Source organism: Rhodococcus sp. 06-221-2 (genome assembly GCF_002258365.1).
Classification (GTDB): domain Bacteria; phylum Actinomycetota; class Actinomycetes; order Mycobacteriales; family Mycobacteriaceae; genus Rhodococcoides; species Rhodococcoides fascians.
Window position 1 is genome coordinate 575,957 of sequence record NZ_NOYJ01000035.1, and the last position, 16,728, is coordinate 592,684.

The following is a 16,728-nucleotide window of genomic DNA, read 5'->3' on the forward strand; positions in this document are numbered from 1 at the left end:
AGCCGTCACAGCCGGGAGCCACCCCTCCCCGGCAACGCGTGAATGAACCACTGCACCGTCGAGACGTGTGCAGTGGTCCATTCACGCAGTTGGGATTAGGAGGCAGCGGGGATCAGGAGGTGACCGCGCCCTCTCGGTCCGCGAATACCTTGGCGTATCGGGTCCCCGCGATCAGCAGCAACAAGCCGACTGCGATGAAGGCGATGACGCGGAACAGGCCGTCCAGGGCGACGAGGTCGAACAGGAACAGTTTGGCGATGGAGGCGGCGGTCAGGGACAGTCCGGCCAGCAGAGCCAGGTGAGCGTGGGCGACACTCCGCAATCCGAAGGCCAGCAGGGCGAATGCGGCGATCATCCACTCGATCGTGGCGGCGGTGTGCCCGGCGGTGAATCCGGTGGTGTTGCCGCCGATCGAGGTTCCCAGGCTCACGGTGGCCGAGGTGAGGCCGTACAGGGCGAGCACTCCGGAGACGATGGCGAGGGTCTGCATTCCGTCGTCGATGAGTTTCAGTTCGGTCAGGACATAGGCGAACGCGAATGCTGTTGCAGCGAGCAGTATTCCGCCGATGATGATGCCCGCGTTCCCGGCAGCGTGATCGGAGTCCAGGAGAGCCTCCGGCGGGGAGATCGAGACGAAGGTCAGCGCGCCGATCACACCGAACGCGCTTCCGATCAGGTACGCCAACGACGAGCGAATGCGGTGGGCCGCGGCGAACAGTGCCAGGGCAACCGCGAACAGCACGACCGGACGCACGTCGACCGTCGTCGATCCGACTGCGGCCTGCAGCATGGCCACGGCCCCGATGATCGAGACGGCGATGCGGGCATGCGCCGGCAGCCAGTGCACCAGCAGCACGATCGCCAGTGCCGCGGCCACCAGAACCAGTTGCACGGTCACGGTGGTCCACCGATCGAACACGCTCGCCGAGATCAGCAGCGGCAGCGCAGCCAGAGCGGTCATGACGGTGGCCACCACGTCGGAGACGTTGCGGCGCAGCAGTTCCAGAGACATACCCATTCCGGACGCGGCCACCAGGACGACGACGAGAAGCAGTCGGTAGTCGGTCGGTTCGGACAGGTCGGTTCCGACCAGCGCTATCAGGACCGTGCCGACGAGGGGAAGGGTCCGGACGATCTGCAGCAGCGGCCAATCACGGCCGATCTGAGCCGGGAAGCTCGCAATGTAGGTGGCGATGAAGAACGCGATCAGGGCCAGGGTCGGACCGTCGGTCAGGATGGGCCCGCACGCCGCGACTCCGGCGAGAATCAATACCGCCATCGGCTGCGACTTCCACTGCACTGCGAGAGCTGTTCCCGCAGCGGCAATTCCGAATGCAGCAATCAACCCGATCACCGGATCGAGCCAGCCGTACAGGACGGACGTCGCCAGAACGTCGAGGTACAGACCCGCAATACCCGTAGCGGCCAGAGCAATTCCGCCGACGCGTCCTCCGGAGCGACCGAACACTCGCACGCCGGCACCGATCAGTGCGAGGGAGAACACCCCGCCTGCGGCGACGCGCAGAGGCGGCCCGAACCAGCCGGCCTGTGCGGCCAGAACCAGCAGCATCACGACGCCGACGAGCGTGACACCTGCGCCCGCGACGGCGAGCAGGCGACTGATGACGCCGTCTCGTTGCCACCACGGCTCACGGGGCGGAGCGGGTGGCCGCGGCGCGACCACCGGCCCTCGCAACGGCGGGGCTGCCATGGACCGGCCGACCGCAGGAGGCGGCGTGACCGGAGGTGCCGACACCGGGCCGTGCGCGGCATAGGGCTGCTGCGGTGCAGGCATCTGGGGCGGCGAGAACGTCTGCGGAGGGACGGTCGGCGCAGACGACCGCGGCACCGGCTGTGGCCTGGCGGGAGCCGAAACGGGCATGGAGGTGGGTGCGGTACCGAGCTGCGACTGCAATGTATGCAGGTCGACGGCCACCTGACGCATGTGGTCGCCCAGGGAATCGAAGCGGCTGGACAGGCGCGCGACGAGTTGCGGGTCCAGCCCGGAGTTCTGGGAAGAAGTCATGGGATAGATCCTGCGGGCCGCGCGGCTCGATAGCCTGAGTAGTGCTACTCGGATCCCTCGAGTAGTCCAGCCCGACTATCCGAAAATTTTACGGAACGAGCTGCCGAAGGGGTGCTTGACGGTGAGGGAACCGAAGCGGACTTTCCCGGTGAGCACCACGTGCAGCGGTCCGTACGGCGGGCCGGTGCGCACCTTGTTGGTGACGGTACCTGCGACGGCCTCGGCACCGTTGACGTCGGCGGTGGCTTCGGTCGGGAGAATCAAAGTGACCGAGCTGCAGTAGTCGTCGACGTGGATGTCGACGACCTGGCTGACCATGACGGCCTGCGTGAAGTCGAGTGTCACCGACGACAGCCGCGTCACCACGTTCAATCGGCGCGGTACGTTCCACGGGCCTTTGCGGGTGATGGTGGACATGCTGCCGCGCACCGTGTCCGGGGTACCGCCGCCGTGCCCCCAGTGCTCCTGCACGACGCGGCGCGGCGTCGGTTGTGGGGTGGGATCGGCGAAGGGTTTCGGCGACGGGAGGTGCTCGCCGGCGATCTGCATGCCCGGTAGATCGGCGAGTACCGAGTTCAGCTCGCCCCGGGTCTTCGACGCCAGAGCGGTGTCCATTCTTTCGGTGAACTCACCGAGCGACAACATGCCTTGGCCGACTGCCCGTTGCAACAGCTGCCCGACGTGCTCGCGTTCGGCATCGGACACTCGCAGATCCCTTGCCTCCATGGGCCCAGGGTAGCGAAGTTCTCAGGCGGCGTGCCCGCGGAGAACCGACAACATTCCGTGTACCGATGCGGGCCAGCCGAACTCTTCGGCGCGCACTCTCGCCGCGATCCGGCGTCCGTCGGCCGGAAGTCGAAGCAGCCGTTGGATTTCCGCTGCGAAGCCGTCGGCGGTGTTGATCGAGGATCCACCGCATTGCGGGGTGACGATCTGGGCCAGTGCCGAGGTTTCGGAGACGACGACGGGCGTGCCCGCGGCGAGCGATTCCAATGCCGCGAGGCCGAATGTCTCGTGCGGCCCCGGCGCGAGAGCGATGTCTGCCGAGGCGAGCAGCTCGGCGACGGCCGACCTGCCGTCGACGAAGCCGAGGAAGTCGACAGGCAGCCCGCGGGCGCGTCGTTCGAGGCCCGCTCGTCGGGGGCCGTCGCCGGCGATGACCAACCGAGCCCGCACACCCGAATCGCAGAGCGCGGCAAGCGAATCGATGCTGGTCTCGACATGCTTTTCCACCGACAGTCGGCCGCAGTGGACCAGCAGCCGGTCGGCGCTACCCAGCCATGCCGAGCGCGCGCCGGCTCGGCGTCGTCGGGGATGGAACAGCTCGAGATCGACGCCGAGCGGGACTCGATGGACGTTGGGTGTTCCGATTCGATCGAATTCCTGCTGTGCGAACTCGGTGGTGCAGACGACGGCGTCGTACGACTCGGCAGTGCGTCGGTTGGCCGCGTCGGCGAGGGGCCGGGCGTATCGCATCGGCATCGTCTGAGCCAGCAGCCGGTCGAGGCGCTCGTGGGAGATCATCACGCTGCGGATGTCGCGACGCGACGCCCACCTGCCCATTCCGCGCAGGGTCAGCCGGTCCGACACTTCGATCACGTCCGGACGTAGACCCGACGCGATCGAGGCCACTCGCCGCGGGTCGGCCACACGGTAGCCGCCGGTGAACGGAACTTTCGGCGCCGGCACCTCGACACGCGTCACTCCCGACTGCAGCGTCGTCTCACTCCACCGGGCACCCGGCACGATCAGCGTGACGTCGTGACCAGCGGCCACGTAGCCCGATCCCAGCTGGTCGACGGCCGTCCGCAGACCGCCGGACCGCGGCCCGTAGAAGTTCGCCAGTTGAACGATGCGCACCTGCTCAGTCTCTCCAGCCGGACGTCCACCCGATGCCACGGCGGTGGATGGTGACCGAACGTTCGGCGAATATCCGTGTGGAGACCGCTACCAGCGGGTACGTGAGAGCTATGCGAGTGACACTGCAATCCACCGGCGACGCCCCGGCACCCGAGGTCTGGGAGCGATACATGGACCCGACGATCTGGAAGACCTGGGCTCCGCAGATCATGGGCGTCGAATACCGGGGCGAACGCCTCGACTCCGACACCACCGGCCGAGTGCTGGGACCGTTGGGGGTGCCGATCGATTTCGAGGTGCACTCGGTGGATGAGCAGTCGTGGACGTGGGCGTGGTCGGCGTGGTTCCAGAACAGGGCCATCGGCGTGGATCTGGCTCACGGTGTCGTCTCCCGACCCAGTGGAACCAGGGCGTGGATCACCATCGACGGCCCGCTGCCGCTGGTTCTGCCCTACCTGCCGATCGCCAAATTCGCGCTCGGCAGGCTGTGTGCCCAGTAGGGGCTACTCGGACCGGGTGACGGTCTTCTCGTCGCTCTTGTCGGCCACCTCGGTCGGCTCCGGCGTCGGAAGCTCGGACTCCTCGCCCGACCCGTCCAGATGGCCGTCGAATTCGTCGATGGCCTCGGCGCGCTCGGCACCGGTCTGATCCTGGTCGGCGTCGACGCCCTTCGTGTGCTCGGCCGGATCGACTGTCGTGTCCACTGCTTCGTTGTCGGTCATGGGGTCAAGAGTGCCCGTCGGGCCGGGTCGCAAACCCCTACAGACCCTTTTCGATGGCGTACCGCGTCAATTCGACGCGGTTGGCCAGCTGCAGTTTTCGCAGTGTCGCCTGCACGTGGTTCTCGACCGTCCGGTGGCTGAGCGTCAAACGGGTCGCAATTTGCTTGGCGCTGAGCCCTTTTGCGACCAGCCTGAGCACCTCGGTCTCGCGCTCGGTCAACGTGGGGCGGGTATCGGACTCCGGCTCCGGTGACGACGACATCCGCCGGAATTCGCCGAGAACCAAACCAGCCAGACCCGGGGTGAACACCGCTTGTCCGGCTGCGGTGGCGCGGACGGCGTCGAACAGCTCCTCCGCCGATGCGCTCTTGACCAGGTAACCCGTCGCACCAGCTTTGATCGCGTCGAGCACGTCGCTGCGTTCCGCCGATGCCGAGAGCACCAGAATCGTGGATTTCGGGGACGCGTCCAGCACTGCGACGGTGGCATCGGCACCGTTCCCGTCGGGCAGATGCATGTCCATGAGGACGACGTCGGGAGTGGTCGCTCGGGCGCGGCGTCCGGCCGCGGCTACTCCGTCCGCGGTGGCGACCACCCGAAATCCGGCGGCCTCGAGATCCCGGGCGACGCCGTCACGCCACATGGGGTGATCGTCGACGACCATCACCGCGATCTCGGCGTTCGGATTCTCGTCGCCGGTCATCTCGCTCCTCTCGTTCGCGGAACCCGAATTTCCCATTCGGTGCCCTCGCCCTCTCCGGTGTCGAGTATCGCAGTACCGCCGAGAGATTCGACCCGGCCGAGGATGGACTTCGAGACGCCCATCCGGCCCTCGGCCTCGGCGGCGGCGAGCCGTCCGGCGGGTATTCCGCGGCCGTCGTCACGAATGCTCAGGATCAGCTCTCCGTCGACGTCTTCGAGCAGTACGTAGGCCTTCGCATCGGCACCTGCGTGAAGTTCGACGTTGGACAGGGCAGTGGTCACGACGGCAGCGAGCTCGTCGGCGACGTCGGATTCGACGAGCACCGGGTCGGCGGGAGTCGACACCGAGATCGACGTGCCGGCCTGGGTGCGCAGCAGGGCGCGCACGTCGACGATCGATCCGGTGTGATCGTCGCGCGGAGCCGACTGTTCGGAGATCAGCACGCGCAGAGCGACTTCCTGCTCACCGGCGAGCTCGGCGAGTTCGGCTGCCGGCCCGCCTATTTCGAGACCTCGACGGCGAACGAGGGCCAGCACCTGCAGAACCCCGTCGTGCACCTGTCGGGCCAGCCGCTCACGCTCCTCGGTGATCGCGGCCAACCGTGCCGCACTGCGCAATTCCTCGTGGGCGCGCCGGGCTGTGTTCGACGCCAATCCCAACGCGAGCCCGGCCGACAGCAGCACCGGGGCGGTGGCGTCGGACCACAGGTCGGTGTCGAACCGGTCCCGTACCAGGGCACTGACCAACGACATCACCACACCCGAGGCGATACCACCCTTGGGCCCCAACAGAATTGCGGCGGAGATGACGGCGTTGGTGGCCCACAGGGTGGTGGGCAGGGTCTGGCGGGTGCTGTACCAGTCGTAGTCGGCCACCAACCGCGTCGACGCCATCAGGGCGATCACGATGATCTGATCTGCGAGCACCACCTGCCAGCGCGGCAGGGTGGCCCGCGAGAGCAGGAGTGCCGAAGCTCCGGACCATACGGCCATCAGGGCGACCAACGCCCAACTCAGCCGCGGGTTGGTGTAGTTGTCGACGGTCGCAGCCTGATAGCTGACGGCGTACACGAGAGTGACCAGGCGGAAGGCCTGCGAGGCCCGCCACAGCGGGCTGTCGGGATCGGCCGAGTTCAGCGTCGGCCGCACTCGGTCAGTCGTCCGCATCGGTTTTCGGGTCTGCAGTGTTCAGCTCCCCCTTGGCAAGTCGATCGGGCTCGGACGAACCGGGAGGGGTGTCCGGGTCGCTGGGTTCGGCCGAGTACAGCGTGTCGCTGACATCGAGTTCCTCGTACACCTCGTCGGGGTCGTCGGCGAGCAGCGACCGGACGGCGGTGTTGAGCACCGCAACGATCGGGACCGCCAGCAGGCCGCCGACGATGCCCGCGAGCAGAATGCCGACGGTGATGGACAGCACGACGGCCAGTGGGTGCAGCCGAACGGCGCGGCCGAGCAGAAGTGGCTGCAGCACATGGCCTTCGAGCTGCATGACCGCGATCACGATGCCCAGGGTGATGACGGCGGTGATGAGCCCCTTCGTCACCAGGGCGATGAACACTGCGACGAATCCGGTCAGCACGGCACCGATGATCGGAATGAAGGCGCCGATGAACACCAGTGATGCCAACGGAAGTGCCAGCGGTACACCGAGAATGGCGAGTCCGGCTCCGATGCCCACCGCGTCGGCTGCGGCGACGGCCACCGTCGCGCGAACGTATCCCACGAGCGATCCGAAACCTTGGATGCCGGCTGTGCGAATCTTTCTGCGCGCCTTCGTCGGTGCGAGCCGGGTGACGAACTGCCAGATCTGATCACCGCCGTACAGGAAGAAGATCAGCGTGAACAGCGTCAGCAGCGCCCCGGTCAGAATTTCGCCGATCACCGTCGCCGTGGTCAACGCCCCGCTGGTGACGGCCTCCTGGTTGTCCTGGATGACCTTGACCAAATTGTCGGTCGCCTGCCGAATCTGGTCTTCGCTGATGTGCAGCGGCCCGTTGCTGAGCCACTCCTCGACACTGTTGATCGATTGGGTGAACTGATCGCCCACCTGCGGCAGCCCCTCGATGAACTGCTCGACGATGAACGTCATGATTCCGGCGACGACGCCGATGCTGGCGATGATCACGATGATCACCGCGGCGACACGCGGCACTCCTCGGCGCTGCATCCAATCGACGATCGGCACCAGCAGAGCGGCCGCCAGCAGCGCCAGACCCAGCGGGATGACCACCGTGCTCAGTTTGGCGATCACATAGGCAAAAGTGATGAATCCGGCAAACAGGACCAGCAGTCGCCACGTCCATTCCGCCCCAACCCGTACCAGCGGATGCACCGAATCTGCGGCCGAAGTGAGGCGCGGGGACGCCCCCGTACCTTGCGCCCGCAACTCGTCGGTGCTCACCCGCTAAATTTAACCTGTGCTGGCATCTTTCCGAGCGGTCTCGCTCACCCTGAAGAGTCGCTGGCCGCTCTATATGCTCTCGATGCTCATCGCCAATGTGTTCGGTGCAGTGCTCGTATTCGCCTTCGTTCGCTACGGTCTGCCCATTCCGGAGTCGCAATCGATCGTCGCCGATCGCGTCCGCAACGTGTACATCTTCGGTGCGTATCTGGGTGTTGCCCTGGTGGTCAGCCTGATCTACGCGTACACACTGCTGCGCTCGGTCATCAGGTGGCAGCTCCGCGGCGGCCCGCCCACCCGCAAGGAACAGATGACGACGCTGCACGCGCCGCTGCGTCAGGCCATCGTGCACCTGATTCTGTGGATCATCGGCGGCATCATCTTCGTGCTGCTGACCATCGCGGAGATGCCGTCGCTGTCCATCGCCGTCATCGTCACCGTCGGCATGGCCGCCACCGTCACCTTCGGTTTCACCTACATGCTCGGCGAACGCATTCTGCGCCCGGTCGCAGCACTCGCACTGAGCGAAGGCCGTTTCGACCGCACGATGACGCCCGGCGTCGGTACCCGCATGGCCATGACGTGGGGACTGGGCACGTTGATGCCCGTCATCGGCATCATCTTGCTGTGTGCCACCCAGCTGACGACCGACCTGGTGTTCTCGCCGAACGCGCTGGCCGTGGCCATCATCCTGCTCAGCGTGCTGGCCATCGTGCAGGCCTTCGTCCTGTCGATGCTCACGGCGAGCCAGATCTCCGACCCGATCAGCCAACTGCACAACGCCATCGAACGCGTGCAACGCGGCGAGACCGACGTCGAGGTCGACGTGTTCGACGGCAGCGAGATCGGTCGCCTCCAGGTCGGCTTCAACCGCATGATGGAGGAATCCGCCGAGCGACGCGTCCTGCGTCAGCTGTTCGGCCAGCACGTCGGCGAGGACGTGGCGCGTCGAGCACTGCAGTTCGGTACCGAGCTGGGCGGCGAGACACGATTCGTCGCCGTGCTGTTCGTCGACATGGTCGGATCCACCGCCACCGCGTCGGAACGCCCGCCGAGTGAGGTCGTGGTGTTGCTCAACGAGTTCTTCCGGGTGGTCGTCGACGTCGTCGGACGCCACCACGGCTTCGTCAACAAATTCATGGGCGACGCGGCGCTGGCGATCTTCGGGGCACCGCTCGACCGTCCCGACGCTCCCACCGCGGCCCTGGCCGCGGCGCGTGAACTGCGTTTCGCTCTGGACGAGATCACCGGACTCGACATCGGCATCGGGGTGTCGGCGGGACTGGCCGTCGCCGGCAACATCGGCGCGTCCGAGCGCTTCGAGTACACGGTCATCGGAGACCCGGTCAACGAGGCGTCGCGGCTCACCGAACTGGCGAAACTGCGGCCCGGACGCGTTCTGGCATCCACCTCGGCCCTGTACTTCGCCGACGACGAGGAGCAGGAACAGTGGGAGTTGGGCGACCAGGTGCAACTGCGTGGCCGACGACGGGCAACCCACCTGGCCTGGCCGGTGGAGTATCCCGACTCCTCCTCGAGTGACGGTTAGTCTGACAGGATGCCCGACCCCAGCTCGACCAGCGGACCCGCAGTGCGGCGCCCGCGAAACCGGCTGAGATGGGTCAAGTGGATCGCCGCAATTGCCCTGGTCGCTCTGCTGGTGGGCGAGGCGATCTACCTGTGGCCACGGCTGCACGAATCCTGGACAGCAGTACGAGAAATCCATTGGGGCTGGCTGGCTGCGTGCGTATTTGCCCAAGCCGTGTCGCTCAGCGCGTTCGGCCGAGTCCAGAAGCAGCTGCTCGACGCGGGCGGCGTGCAGGTGCGGCAACGCAAGTCCGTCGCAGTCATCTACGGCAGCACCGCAATGTCGCTCACTCTGCCCGCCGGCCAGGTGTTCTCGACGGCCTTCACCTACCGCGAGACCCGACGCTGGGGTGCGAGTCCGGTTGTCGCCTCCTGGCAGCTCGCCATCTCCGGCGTCATCGCCGCAGCCGGGTTGGCAGTGCTCGGCGTTGCCGGCGGACTGGTGGTCGGTAGTTCGTTCAATACCTTCACCGTGGTGCTCCCGATCATCGGCGTCATCGCGATCGTGGCCGCTGTCCGATACATCTCGAACCACCCGGAGTCCATCAAACAGTTCGCCCGCTGGGGTCTGCGCAAGTACAACGCGTTCCGCAACCACGATCTCGACGCCGGAGCCGAGGCCATCGACAAGGTCATCGGCCAGATCCAATCCGTACAGCTCGGCAAGCGGGACGGCGCGCTCACACTGTCCTGGTCGGCCGTGCACCGGCTCGCGGACGTCGCGTGCCTGGCGTTCGCGTGCTTCGCCGTCGGCGCAGATCCACGACTGTCCGGGCTGTTCATCGCATTCGCGGCGGGCAAGGCCGTCGGATCCGTCCCGCTCGCACCCGGCGGACTGGTGGTCGTCGACGCCACCCTCATCGCGTTCCTGACCAGCGCCGCGTCCATCACCGCATCTCAGGCAGTGGCGTCGGCCCTGGTCTATCGCGGGGTCAGCTTCATCTTGGTCGCCATCGTCGGGTGGATCGTGTTCCTCGTCCTGTTCCGTAAGCACCAGCACGCCGATCTCGAATTCGACATCGCCCTCGAGCGGCAGGAGACCTCCGATCTCGGCCGAGCCGCCGAGCACGATCGCGACTCCAAAGGCGATCCGGAGACCGCGTAGCCACGTGCCGTTCGGTATGGCATCCGTCACTATTCGTTCACCCGGAATATATACGGACCCCGGTCCGCTTGTGTACTATGAGTTTGAAACTTCAACCCAACAAGGAGTCCTCATGACCACCGCCATCGCGCTTCCCGAGCTCACCGCAGGCACCTGGGCCATCGATCCCACCCACTCCACCGTCGGATTCACCGTCCGCCACCTGGTGGTCAGCAAGGTCCGCGGCCGTTTCCAGAACTTCAGCGGCACCGTCACCGTCGCCGCCGACGGCACCCCGTCCGTCGACGCCGAGATCGACGTCACCTCGATCACCACCGACAACGAGCAGCGCGACGGCCACCTCAAGACCGCCGACTTCTTCGAGGTCGAGAAGTTCCCGACCGCGACGTTCAAGTCCACCTCGGTCAAGGCCGACGGCGGAGACTTCGTCGTCACCGGAGACTTCACCCTCCACGGCGTCACCAAGTCCATCGACCTCAAGCTCGAGTTCAACGGCGTCAACGCCGGCATGGGCAACGGACCGGTCGCAGGCTTCGAAGCCAGCACCACCATCAACCGCAAGGACTTCGGCATCAGCATCGACATGCCCCTCGAAGGCGGCGGCGCAGTCGTCGGCGACAAGATCGCACTGAACCTCGACATCGAGGCCGGCCTCCAGGCGTAAGTTTCACCCCCCTCCCCTTCCGGATTCACCCCTCCCCTTCCGGATCAATGCGCCTTTGTTGCAGTCCAACCGACTGAAACCCACATTGATCCGGACCTGGGGGCGGGATCCAGTGGCATCGAACGGCCCGCACCTGCACTCGTAGGCGCGGGCCGTTCGCGTCGGTGTCCTACAGTGGGCCCGTGAAGTTTCGTTCCCCGGCCGTCGCTGCCGTCCTCGATCTCGTCATGATCGTGCTGTTCGCCGCGATCGGCCGTCGTAGTCACGACGAAGCCACCGCGCTGTCCGGCCTCTTCCACACCGCGTGGCCGTTCGTCGTCGGTGCCGCTGTCGGCTGGATCGCTACGTTCGCTCTGTACCGCAACAAGTTCGACGCGTTCCTCGTTGTTCCGACGGGCATTCTGGTGTGGGTCACCACGGTCGTCGGAGGCATGATCCTGCGCACGGCGACAGGTCAGGGAACCGCAACCGCGTTCATCATCGTTGCGACGATTTCCACCGCGGTTCTGCTGCTCGGCTGGCGCGCGATCGCCAGATTCATTCCCTCGGTTCGGTGACAGGGACCTTTTCGCGATAGGATCATTCACGGTGCGCCGGGAAGTCTGGTCGGCAATAGTTCTGTGCTGCGCACATGCCCGTCGACTCGGCGGACGCGCTCAGCACGACGTTGCTACCGAAAGGCGTTGTTCCCGTGTCTGATTCACCGATTCCCAAAGAGAGATTGCCGCTGTTCTCTCGCGGTTCCTGGTCCGAGGCCGACCGCATCGCACAGGTCTTGCGCAAAGAGACCGTCGGCGGCGCATTGCTTCTCGTTGCCACCGTGGTCGCGCTCGTGTGGGCCAACTCACCGTGGTCCGCCGCCTACGACTCATTGATGAGCACTCGCGTCGGGCCGTCGGCTCTGCATCTCGATCTGACTCTGTCGACGTGGGCGGCCGACGGGCTGTTGGCCATCTTCTTCTTCGTCGTGGGGCTCGAACTCAAACGCGAGTTCGTTGCCGGTGATCTGCGCGATCCGGCACGGGCGGCACTTCCGGTGGCCGCGGCGATCGGCGGAATGGTCGTTCCCGCAGTCATTTTCGTGCTGTTCAACCTCGGCACCGGGGATGGCGCTCTGCTCGGCTGGGCCATTCCCACCGCGACCGATATCGCGTTCGCCGTGGCCGTTCTCGCTGTGATCAGCACGCATCTGCCGACAGCGCTGCGAACCTTCCTGCTGACTCTGGCCGTGGTCGACGACCTACTGGCCGTCAGCGTCATCGCGATCTTCTACACCGACGACATCAACTTCATCGCGCTCGGCCTGACGCTGATCCCGCTCGCGCTGTTCGCCGTCGCCGTGCAGATGCGCGTCCGCTCGTGGTGGGTGCTCATCCCGCTGGCCGTGGTGACGTGGGTACTCATGCACGAGTCGGGTGTCCACGCCACCGTCGCGGGCGTTCTGCTCGGCTTCGCCGTCCCGGTGATCCGGAGCAAGGCGAACGGCGGCCCCGATGCGGGCCCCGGTCTCGCCGAGCATTTCGAGCACAAGATCCGGCCGATCTCCGCGGGTATCGCTGTGCCGCTGTTCGCCTTCTGCGCAGCCGGTGTGACTGTCGGCGGCTTCTCCGGCCTGGCCAGCGCCCTGACCGACCCGATTGCCATCGGCATCATCGCCGGCCTCGTCATCGGCAAGGCCATCGGCATCTTCGGCACCACCTACCTGGTCTCGCGCTTCACCCGGGCCACCCTCGATGCCGGCTTGAAATGGCTCGACGTCTTCGGCGTCGCGATGCTCGCCGGTATCGGTTTCACCGTGTCGCTGCTGATCGGCGATCTGGCATTCGGTGAAGGCACCCAGCGCGACGATCACGTGAAGGTCGGTGTGCTCGCCGGTTCGATCATCGCAGCGTCCATCGCGTCGATCATTCTGCGTACCCGCAACAAGGCGTACCGCGACTTCTACATCGAAGAGACGCGCGACGACGACCACGACGGAATTCCGGACGTATATCAGCAGAAGAAGTAGACCGCGGCCGACATCTGGTCTGTTGCCACTGGTGTAGCACCTTTACAGTTGTCGCCGTGATCGACATCCGGGTCCAGGCATGACCGACCCACAGCCGCTGGCCCGTCGACTGGGCCTTGTCGATGCAGTCGTCATCGGTGTCGGCTCGATGGTCGGGGCGGGAGTGTTCGCGTCGTTCGCTCCCGCGTCGGCCGCAGCGGGTGCCGGCTTGCTGATCGGCCTCGCCATCGCGGCCGTCGTCGCGTTCTGCAACGCGACGTCCTCCGCGCAACTCGCCGCCCAGTATCCGACGTCGGGCGGGACGTACATCTACGGTCGCGAACAACTCGGTGAGTGGCCCGGCTTCCTCGCCGGCTGGACCTTCGTCATCGGCAAGACCGCAAGCTCGGCGGCCATGGCGATGGTGTTCGCGGCCTACGTCGCCCCTTCCGGCTATACGAAAGCCGTTGCGATCCTTGCCATTGTCGCGTTGACGGTGGTGAACTACTTCGGCATCACCCGTACGGCGCTGCTGACGAAGATCCTCGTCACCGCGGTGCTCGCCATCCTCGTCATCGGGGTGGTTCTGGGCTTCGCCGGCTCGCCGGGCAACGGCATGGGCACGTCGGGATCCCTCACCGGGGACGGCTGGTACGGAATTCTGCAGTCCGCGGGATTGCTGTTCTTCGCCTTCGCCGGCTACGCGCGCATCGCCACCCTCGGCGAGGAAGTGGTGCGGCCCGAGCGCACCATTCCACGGGCCATCGTCTCTGCACTCGGCATCGCGTTGCTGATCTATGCAGCGGTTGCCGTGACATTGTTGACGGTATTGGGCCCGGACCTGCTGGCCTCGTCGTCGGCTCCGCTGGTCGATCTCGTTGTGACGTCGGGGTATTCGTGGGCATCACCTGTCATGCGCATCGGTGCCGGACTGGCCGCGCTCGGAGCGTTACTGGCCTTGATCGCCGGTATCGGGCGCACGTTGTTGGCGATGGCCCGCCACCATGATCTGCCGTCGTATCTCACTGCGGTCCACCCTCGCTACTCGGTGCCGCACCGGGCCGAGATCACTCTGGCGGCGATCGCCAGTGCCGCAATTCTCGTCGTGGATCTTCGTGACGCCATCGGCTTCTCGTCCTTCGGAGTGCTGCTGTACTACCTCGTCGCCAACGTCAGCGCGTACACCCAGGGCACCGAACACCGACGCTATCCACGCCCCCTGCAGTCGCTCGGAGCGCTCGGGTGCGTGGTTCTCATTGCCACGCTGCCCTTGTCGTCGATCGCGATCGGCACCGTTGTCGTACTGCTCGGCGTCCTCTACCGTCTGGTCCGGGTTCGGCGACTGTTCACTTGACGGCTGATTCGACAGGGGTCAATATAGACCAATGTCGAATCAAGACCGGACTTCCTCGGCCGGCGCATGCTGTTCGCCGCTCGTCCACGAACCGCTGACAGTGGACTGGGCCGGGGATCTGGCCCGCATGTTCAAGGCTCTGGGCGACCCTGTGCGCCTGCGGTTGCTCAGCCTCGTCGCCAGCCATGCCGGCGGCGAAGCGTGCGTGTGTGACATCTCCCCCGCTTTCGACCTGTCGCAACCGACGATCTCCCACCACCTCAAGGTGCTCCGCGAAGCCGGGCTGCTCGACTGTGAGCGACGCGGAACCTGGGTGTACTACTGGGTCGTTCCTGCTGCCTTGCAACAACTGTCGTCGGTACTCACCGCAGCGGACCCCACGGTGGTCACGGTATGAGCACCACCACGGACACCGCCCTCGTCGGCAAACTCTCCACGCTCGATCGGTTCCTCCCGGTGTGGATCGGTGTCGCCATGGTCGTCGGCCTGATCCTGGGACGCATGATCCCCGAGCTGAACGACGCGCTGTCCTCCATCTCCGTCGACGGAGTGTCGCTCCCGATCGCCGTCGGCCTGCTCGTCATGATGTATCCGGTACTGGCCAAGGTCCGCTACGACCGCCTCGACACCGTCACCGGCGACAGGCGACTGCTGATCGGATCGCTCGTTCTCAACTGGATCCTCGGACCGGCGCTGATGTTCGCTCTCGCATGGCTTTTCCTGCCGGACCTGCCCGAGTACCGGACCGGCCTGATCATCGTCGGCCTCGCTCGATGCATCGCGATGGTCATCATCTGGAACGACCTCGCCTGCGGAGACCGTGAGGCCGCGGCCGTGCTCGTGGCGATCAACTCCGTGTTCCAGGTCTTCATGTTCGCCGTCCTCGGATGGTTCTACCTCTCGGTACTGCCCGGCTGGCTCGGCCTGGAGCAGACCACGATCGAAGCGTCGCCGTGGCAGATCGCGAAATCGGTGCTGATCTTCCTCGGAATCCCGCTGATAGCCGGATTTGCATCGCGCTTCTTCGGTGAACGCGCCAAGGGCCGCACATGGTACGAGGAGAAGTTCATTCCGAGGATCGCCCCGTGGGCTCTCTATGGGTTGTTGTTCACCATCGTCGTTCTCTTTGCGCTGCAGGGTGATCGGATCACCTCACAGCCCTGGGACGTGGTGCGCATCGCGCTGCCTCTGCTGGTCTACTTCGCGGTGATGTGGGGCGGCGGTTACGCACTCGGTGCCGCCATGGGCCTGGGCTACGAACGCACAACCACCCTCGCATTCACCGCTGCGGGCAACAACTTCGAGCTCGCCATCGCCGTCGCCATCGCCACCTACGGCGCAACGTCCGGGCAGGCACTCGCCGGGGTCGTCGGTCCGCTCATCGAGGTGCCGGTCCTGGTCGGCCTCGTCTATGTTTCTCTCGCTCTACGGAAGCGGTTCTCCCCCAGCCTTTCCACGACCACGTCATCGAAGGATTCCTGATGTCCGAGACACCCAGCGTCCTATTCGTCTGCGTCCACAACGCCGGCCGCTCTCAGATGGCCGCCGGATTTCTGACTCATCTCGCCGGCGATACCGTCGAGGTACGTTCTGCCGGTAGCGCTCCCGTGGACACCATCAACTCGGCAGCGGTGGAGGCCATGGCCGAGGTCGGTATCGACATCTCGTCGCAGTCGCCGAAGATCCTGACCACCGAGGCCGTCGAGACGTCCGACGTCGTCATCACCATGGGCTGTGGCGACGCGTGCCCGGTGTTCCCCGGCGTGAGCTACCGCGACTGGGCACTGGCCGATCCGGCAGGAAAAGGCGTCGAGGCAGTTCGTCCGATTCGCGACGAGATCAAGCGTCGAATCGAAGACCTGATCGCCGAACTGGTTCCAGCGAAGCAGAGTTCGGCATCATGACGACACCCAGCGTGCTGTTCGTCTGCGTCAAGAACGGCGGCAAATCACAGATGGCGGCCGGCCTGATGCGCAAGGCCGTCGGCGATTCGGTCGAAGTGCACTCTGCCGGAACCGAACCCGGTAGCGCAGTCAACGCACTCTCGGCCGAGGCGCTCCTCGAAGTCGGCGTCGATCTGTCGGGTGAAGTACCGAAACCGATCGACCCCGCTCTGCTCGCCCGGATGGACTACGTCGTCACCCTCGGCGGTGAGGCCAAGGTAGACGTGGTCGACGGCCCCAGATTCGAGAACTGGGACACCGACGAACCGTCCGAACGCGGTATCGACGGCATCGAGCGGATGCGTCTGGTGCGTGACGACATCGCAGGCCGCGTCGGAGAACTGACATCCCGATTGCGCAGCGCGGAAACCTGATTC

The 16,728-nt window shown here is 65.7% G+C and carries 18 protein-coding genes; 11 read left to right on the forward strand and 7 right to left on the reverse strand.

The genetic code is table 11. The annotated features are described in order from the left end of the window. Positions 1-112 precede the first annotated feature (112 nt). The 3 genes from CH281_RS24430 to CH281_RS24440 form a co-directional block, all read right to left on the reverse strand. Complete coding sequence (locus tag CH281_RS24430) at positions 113-2,026, reverse strand: DUF2339 domain-containing protein (protein ID WP_179274284.1); 1,914 nt, start codon at positions 2,024-2,026, stop codon at positions 113-115. 75 nt (positions 2,027-2,101) lie between these two features. Next, positions 2,102-2,752: a DUF1707 SHOCT-like domain-containing protein gene (locus tag CH281_RS24435; RefSeq protein ID WP_032369502.1), complete on the reverse strand. Its 651-nt coding sequence runs from the start codon at positions 2,750-2,752 to the stop codon at positions 2,102-2,104. A 21-nt stretch (positions 2,753-2,773) separates the two neighbouring features. After that, complete coding sequence (locus tag CH281_RS24440) at positions 2,774-3,886, reverse strand: glycosyltransferase (RefSeq protein ID WP_045841188.1); 1,113 nt, start codon at positions 3,884-3,886, stop codon at positions 2,774-2,776. 110 nt (positions 3,887-3,996) lie between these two features. On the opposite strand from CH281_RS24440, the gene CH281_RS24445 reads away from it, so the two are divergent. Beyond that, positions 3,997-4,386: a hypothetical protein gene (locus CH281_RS24445; RefSeq protein ID WP_032387598.1), complete on the forward strand. Its 390-nt coding sequence runs from the start codon at positions 3,997-3,999 to the stop codon at positions 4,384-4,386. A gap of 3 nt (positions 4,387-4,389) precedes the next feature. Here the strand turns inward: CH281_RS24445 and CH281_RS24450 are convergent, their stop codons facing one another. The 4 genes from CH281_RS24450 to CH281_RS24465 are packed head-to-tail and all read right to left on the reverse strand — an operon-like array spanning position 4,390 to position 7,711. Then, positions 4,390-4,608, reverse strand: coding sequence for a hypothetical protein (locus CH281_RS24450; protein ID WP_045841033.1), 219 nt, complete (start codon positions 4,606-4,608; stop codon positions 4,390-4,392). A 37-nt stretch (positions 4,609-4,645) separates the two neighbouring features. Beyond that, positions 4,646-5,272, reverse strand: coding sequence for a response regulator (locus CH281_RS24455; protein ID WP_027495360.1), 627 nt, complete (start codon positions 5,270-5,272; stop codon positions 4,646-4,648). A gap of 35 nt (positions 5,273-5,307) precedes the next feature. Then, positions 5,308-6,477 (reverse strand): MacS family sensor histidine kinase, encoded by a 1,170-nt coding sequence (gene macS, locus CH281_RS24460; protein WP_057474410.1) that lies wholly within the window; start codon positions 6,475-6,477, stop codon positions 5,308-5,310. Then, complete coding sequence (locus tag CH281_RS24465) at positions 6,464-7,711, reverse strand: AI-2E family transporter (RefSeq protein ID WP_371828769.1); 1,248 nt, start codon at positions 7,709-7,711, stop codon at positions 6,464-6,466. The genes macS and CH281_RS24465 overlap by 14 nt, the downstream gene beginning before the upstream one ends. A gap of 73 nt (positions 7,712-7,784) precedes the next feature. On the opposite strand from CH281_RS24465, the gene CH281_RS24470 reads away from it, so the two are divergent. The 10 genes from CH281_RS24470 to CH281_RS24515 all read left to right on the forward strand — a co-directional run bounded on the left by CH281_RS24470 (position 7,785) and on the right by CH281_RS24515 (position 16,725). Further along, complete coding sequence (locus CH281_RS24470; RefSeq protein WP_032367437.1) at positions 7,785-9,260, forward strand: adenylate/guanylate cyclase domain-containing protein; 1,476 nt, start codon at positions 7,785-7,787, stop codon at positions 9,258-9,260. A 9-nt stretch (positions 9,261-9,269) separates the two neighbouring features. Then, positions 9,270-10,403, forward strand: coding sequence for a TIGR00374 family protein (locus CH281_RS24475; RefSeq protein ID WP_057474411.1), 1,134 nt, complete (start codon positions 9,270-9,272; stop codon positions 10,401-10,403). A gap of 112 nt (positions 10,404-10,515) precedes the next feature. Beyond that, positions 10,516-11,067, forward strand: coding sequence for a YceI family protein (locus tag CH281_RS24480; RefSeq protein WP_027495356.1), 552 nt, complete (start codon positions 10,516-10,518; stop codon positions 11,065-11,067). 182 nt (positions 11,068-11,249) lie between these two features. Next, positions 11,250-11,624, forward strand: coding sequence for a DUF3054 domain-containing protein (locus CH281_RS24485; protein WP_032367109.1), 375 nt, complete (start codon positions 11,250-11,252; stop codon positions 11,622-11,624). A 134-nt stretch (positions 11,625-11,758) separates the two neighbouring features. Beyond that, complete coding sequence (gene nhaA, locus CH281_RS24490; RefSeq protein ID WP_032392684.1) at positions 11,759-13,075, forward strand: Na+/H+ antiporter NhaA; 1,317 nt, start codon at positions 11,759-11,761, stop codon at positions 13,073-13,075. Positions 13,076-13,154: 79 nt separating this feature from the next. Next, positions 13,155-14,408, forward strand: coding sequence for an APC family permease (locus tag CH281_RS24495; RefSeq protein WP_094695732.1), 1,254 nt, complete (start codon positions 13,155-13,157; stop codon positions 14,406-14,408). Positions 14,409-14,439: 31 nt separating this feature from the next. After that, positions 14,440-14,805, forward strand: coding sequence for an ArsR/SmtB family transcription factor (locus CH281_RS24500; protein WP_032374799.1), 366 nt, complete (start codon positions 14,440-14,442; stop codon positions 14,803-14,805). Beyond that, complete coding sequence (gene arsB, locus CH281_RS24505) at positions 14,802-15,890, forward strand: ACR3 family arsenite efflux transporter (RefSeq protein WP_094695733.1); 1,089 nt, start codon at positions 14,802-14,804, stop codon at positions 15,888-15,890. Before CH281_RS24500 ends, arsB begins: the two co-directional genes overlap by 4 nt. Beyond that, the gene (locus tag CH281_RS24510) at positions 15,890-16,312 is read left to right on the forward strand and encodes an arsenate reductase ArsC (protein WP_094695734.1); all 423 of its coding nucleotides are present in this window, start codon (positions 15,890-15,892) and stop codon (positions 16,310-16,312) included. Before arsB ends, CH281_RS24510 begins: the two co-directional genes overlap by 1 nt. Then, on the forward strand, positions 16,309-16,725 hold the full coding sequence (locus CH281_RS24515) for an arsenate-mycothiol transferase ArsC (protein WP_094695735.1): 417 nt from the start codon (positions 16,309-16,311) through the stop codon (positions 16,723-16,725). Before CH281_RS24510 ends, CH281_RS24515 begins: the two co-directional genes overlap by 4 nt. The last annotated feature ends 3 nt before the right edge of the window (positions 16,726-16,728 follow it).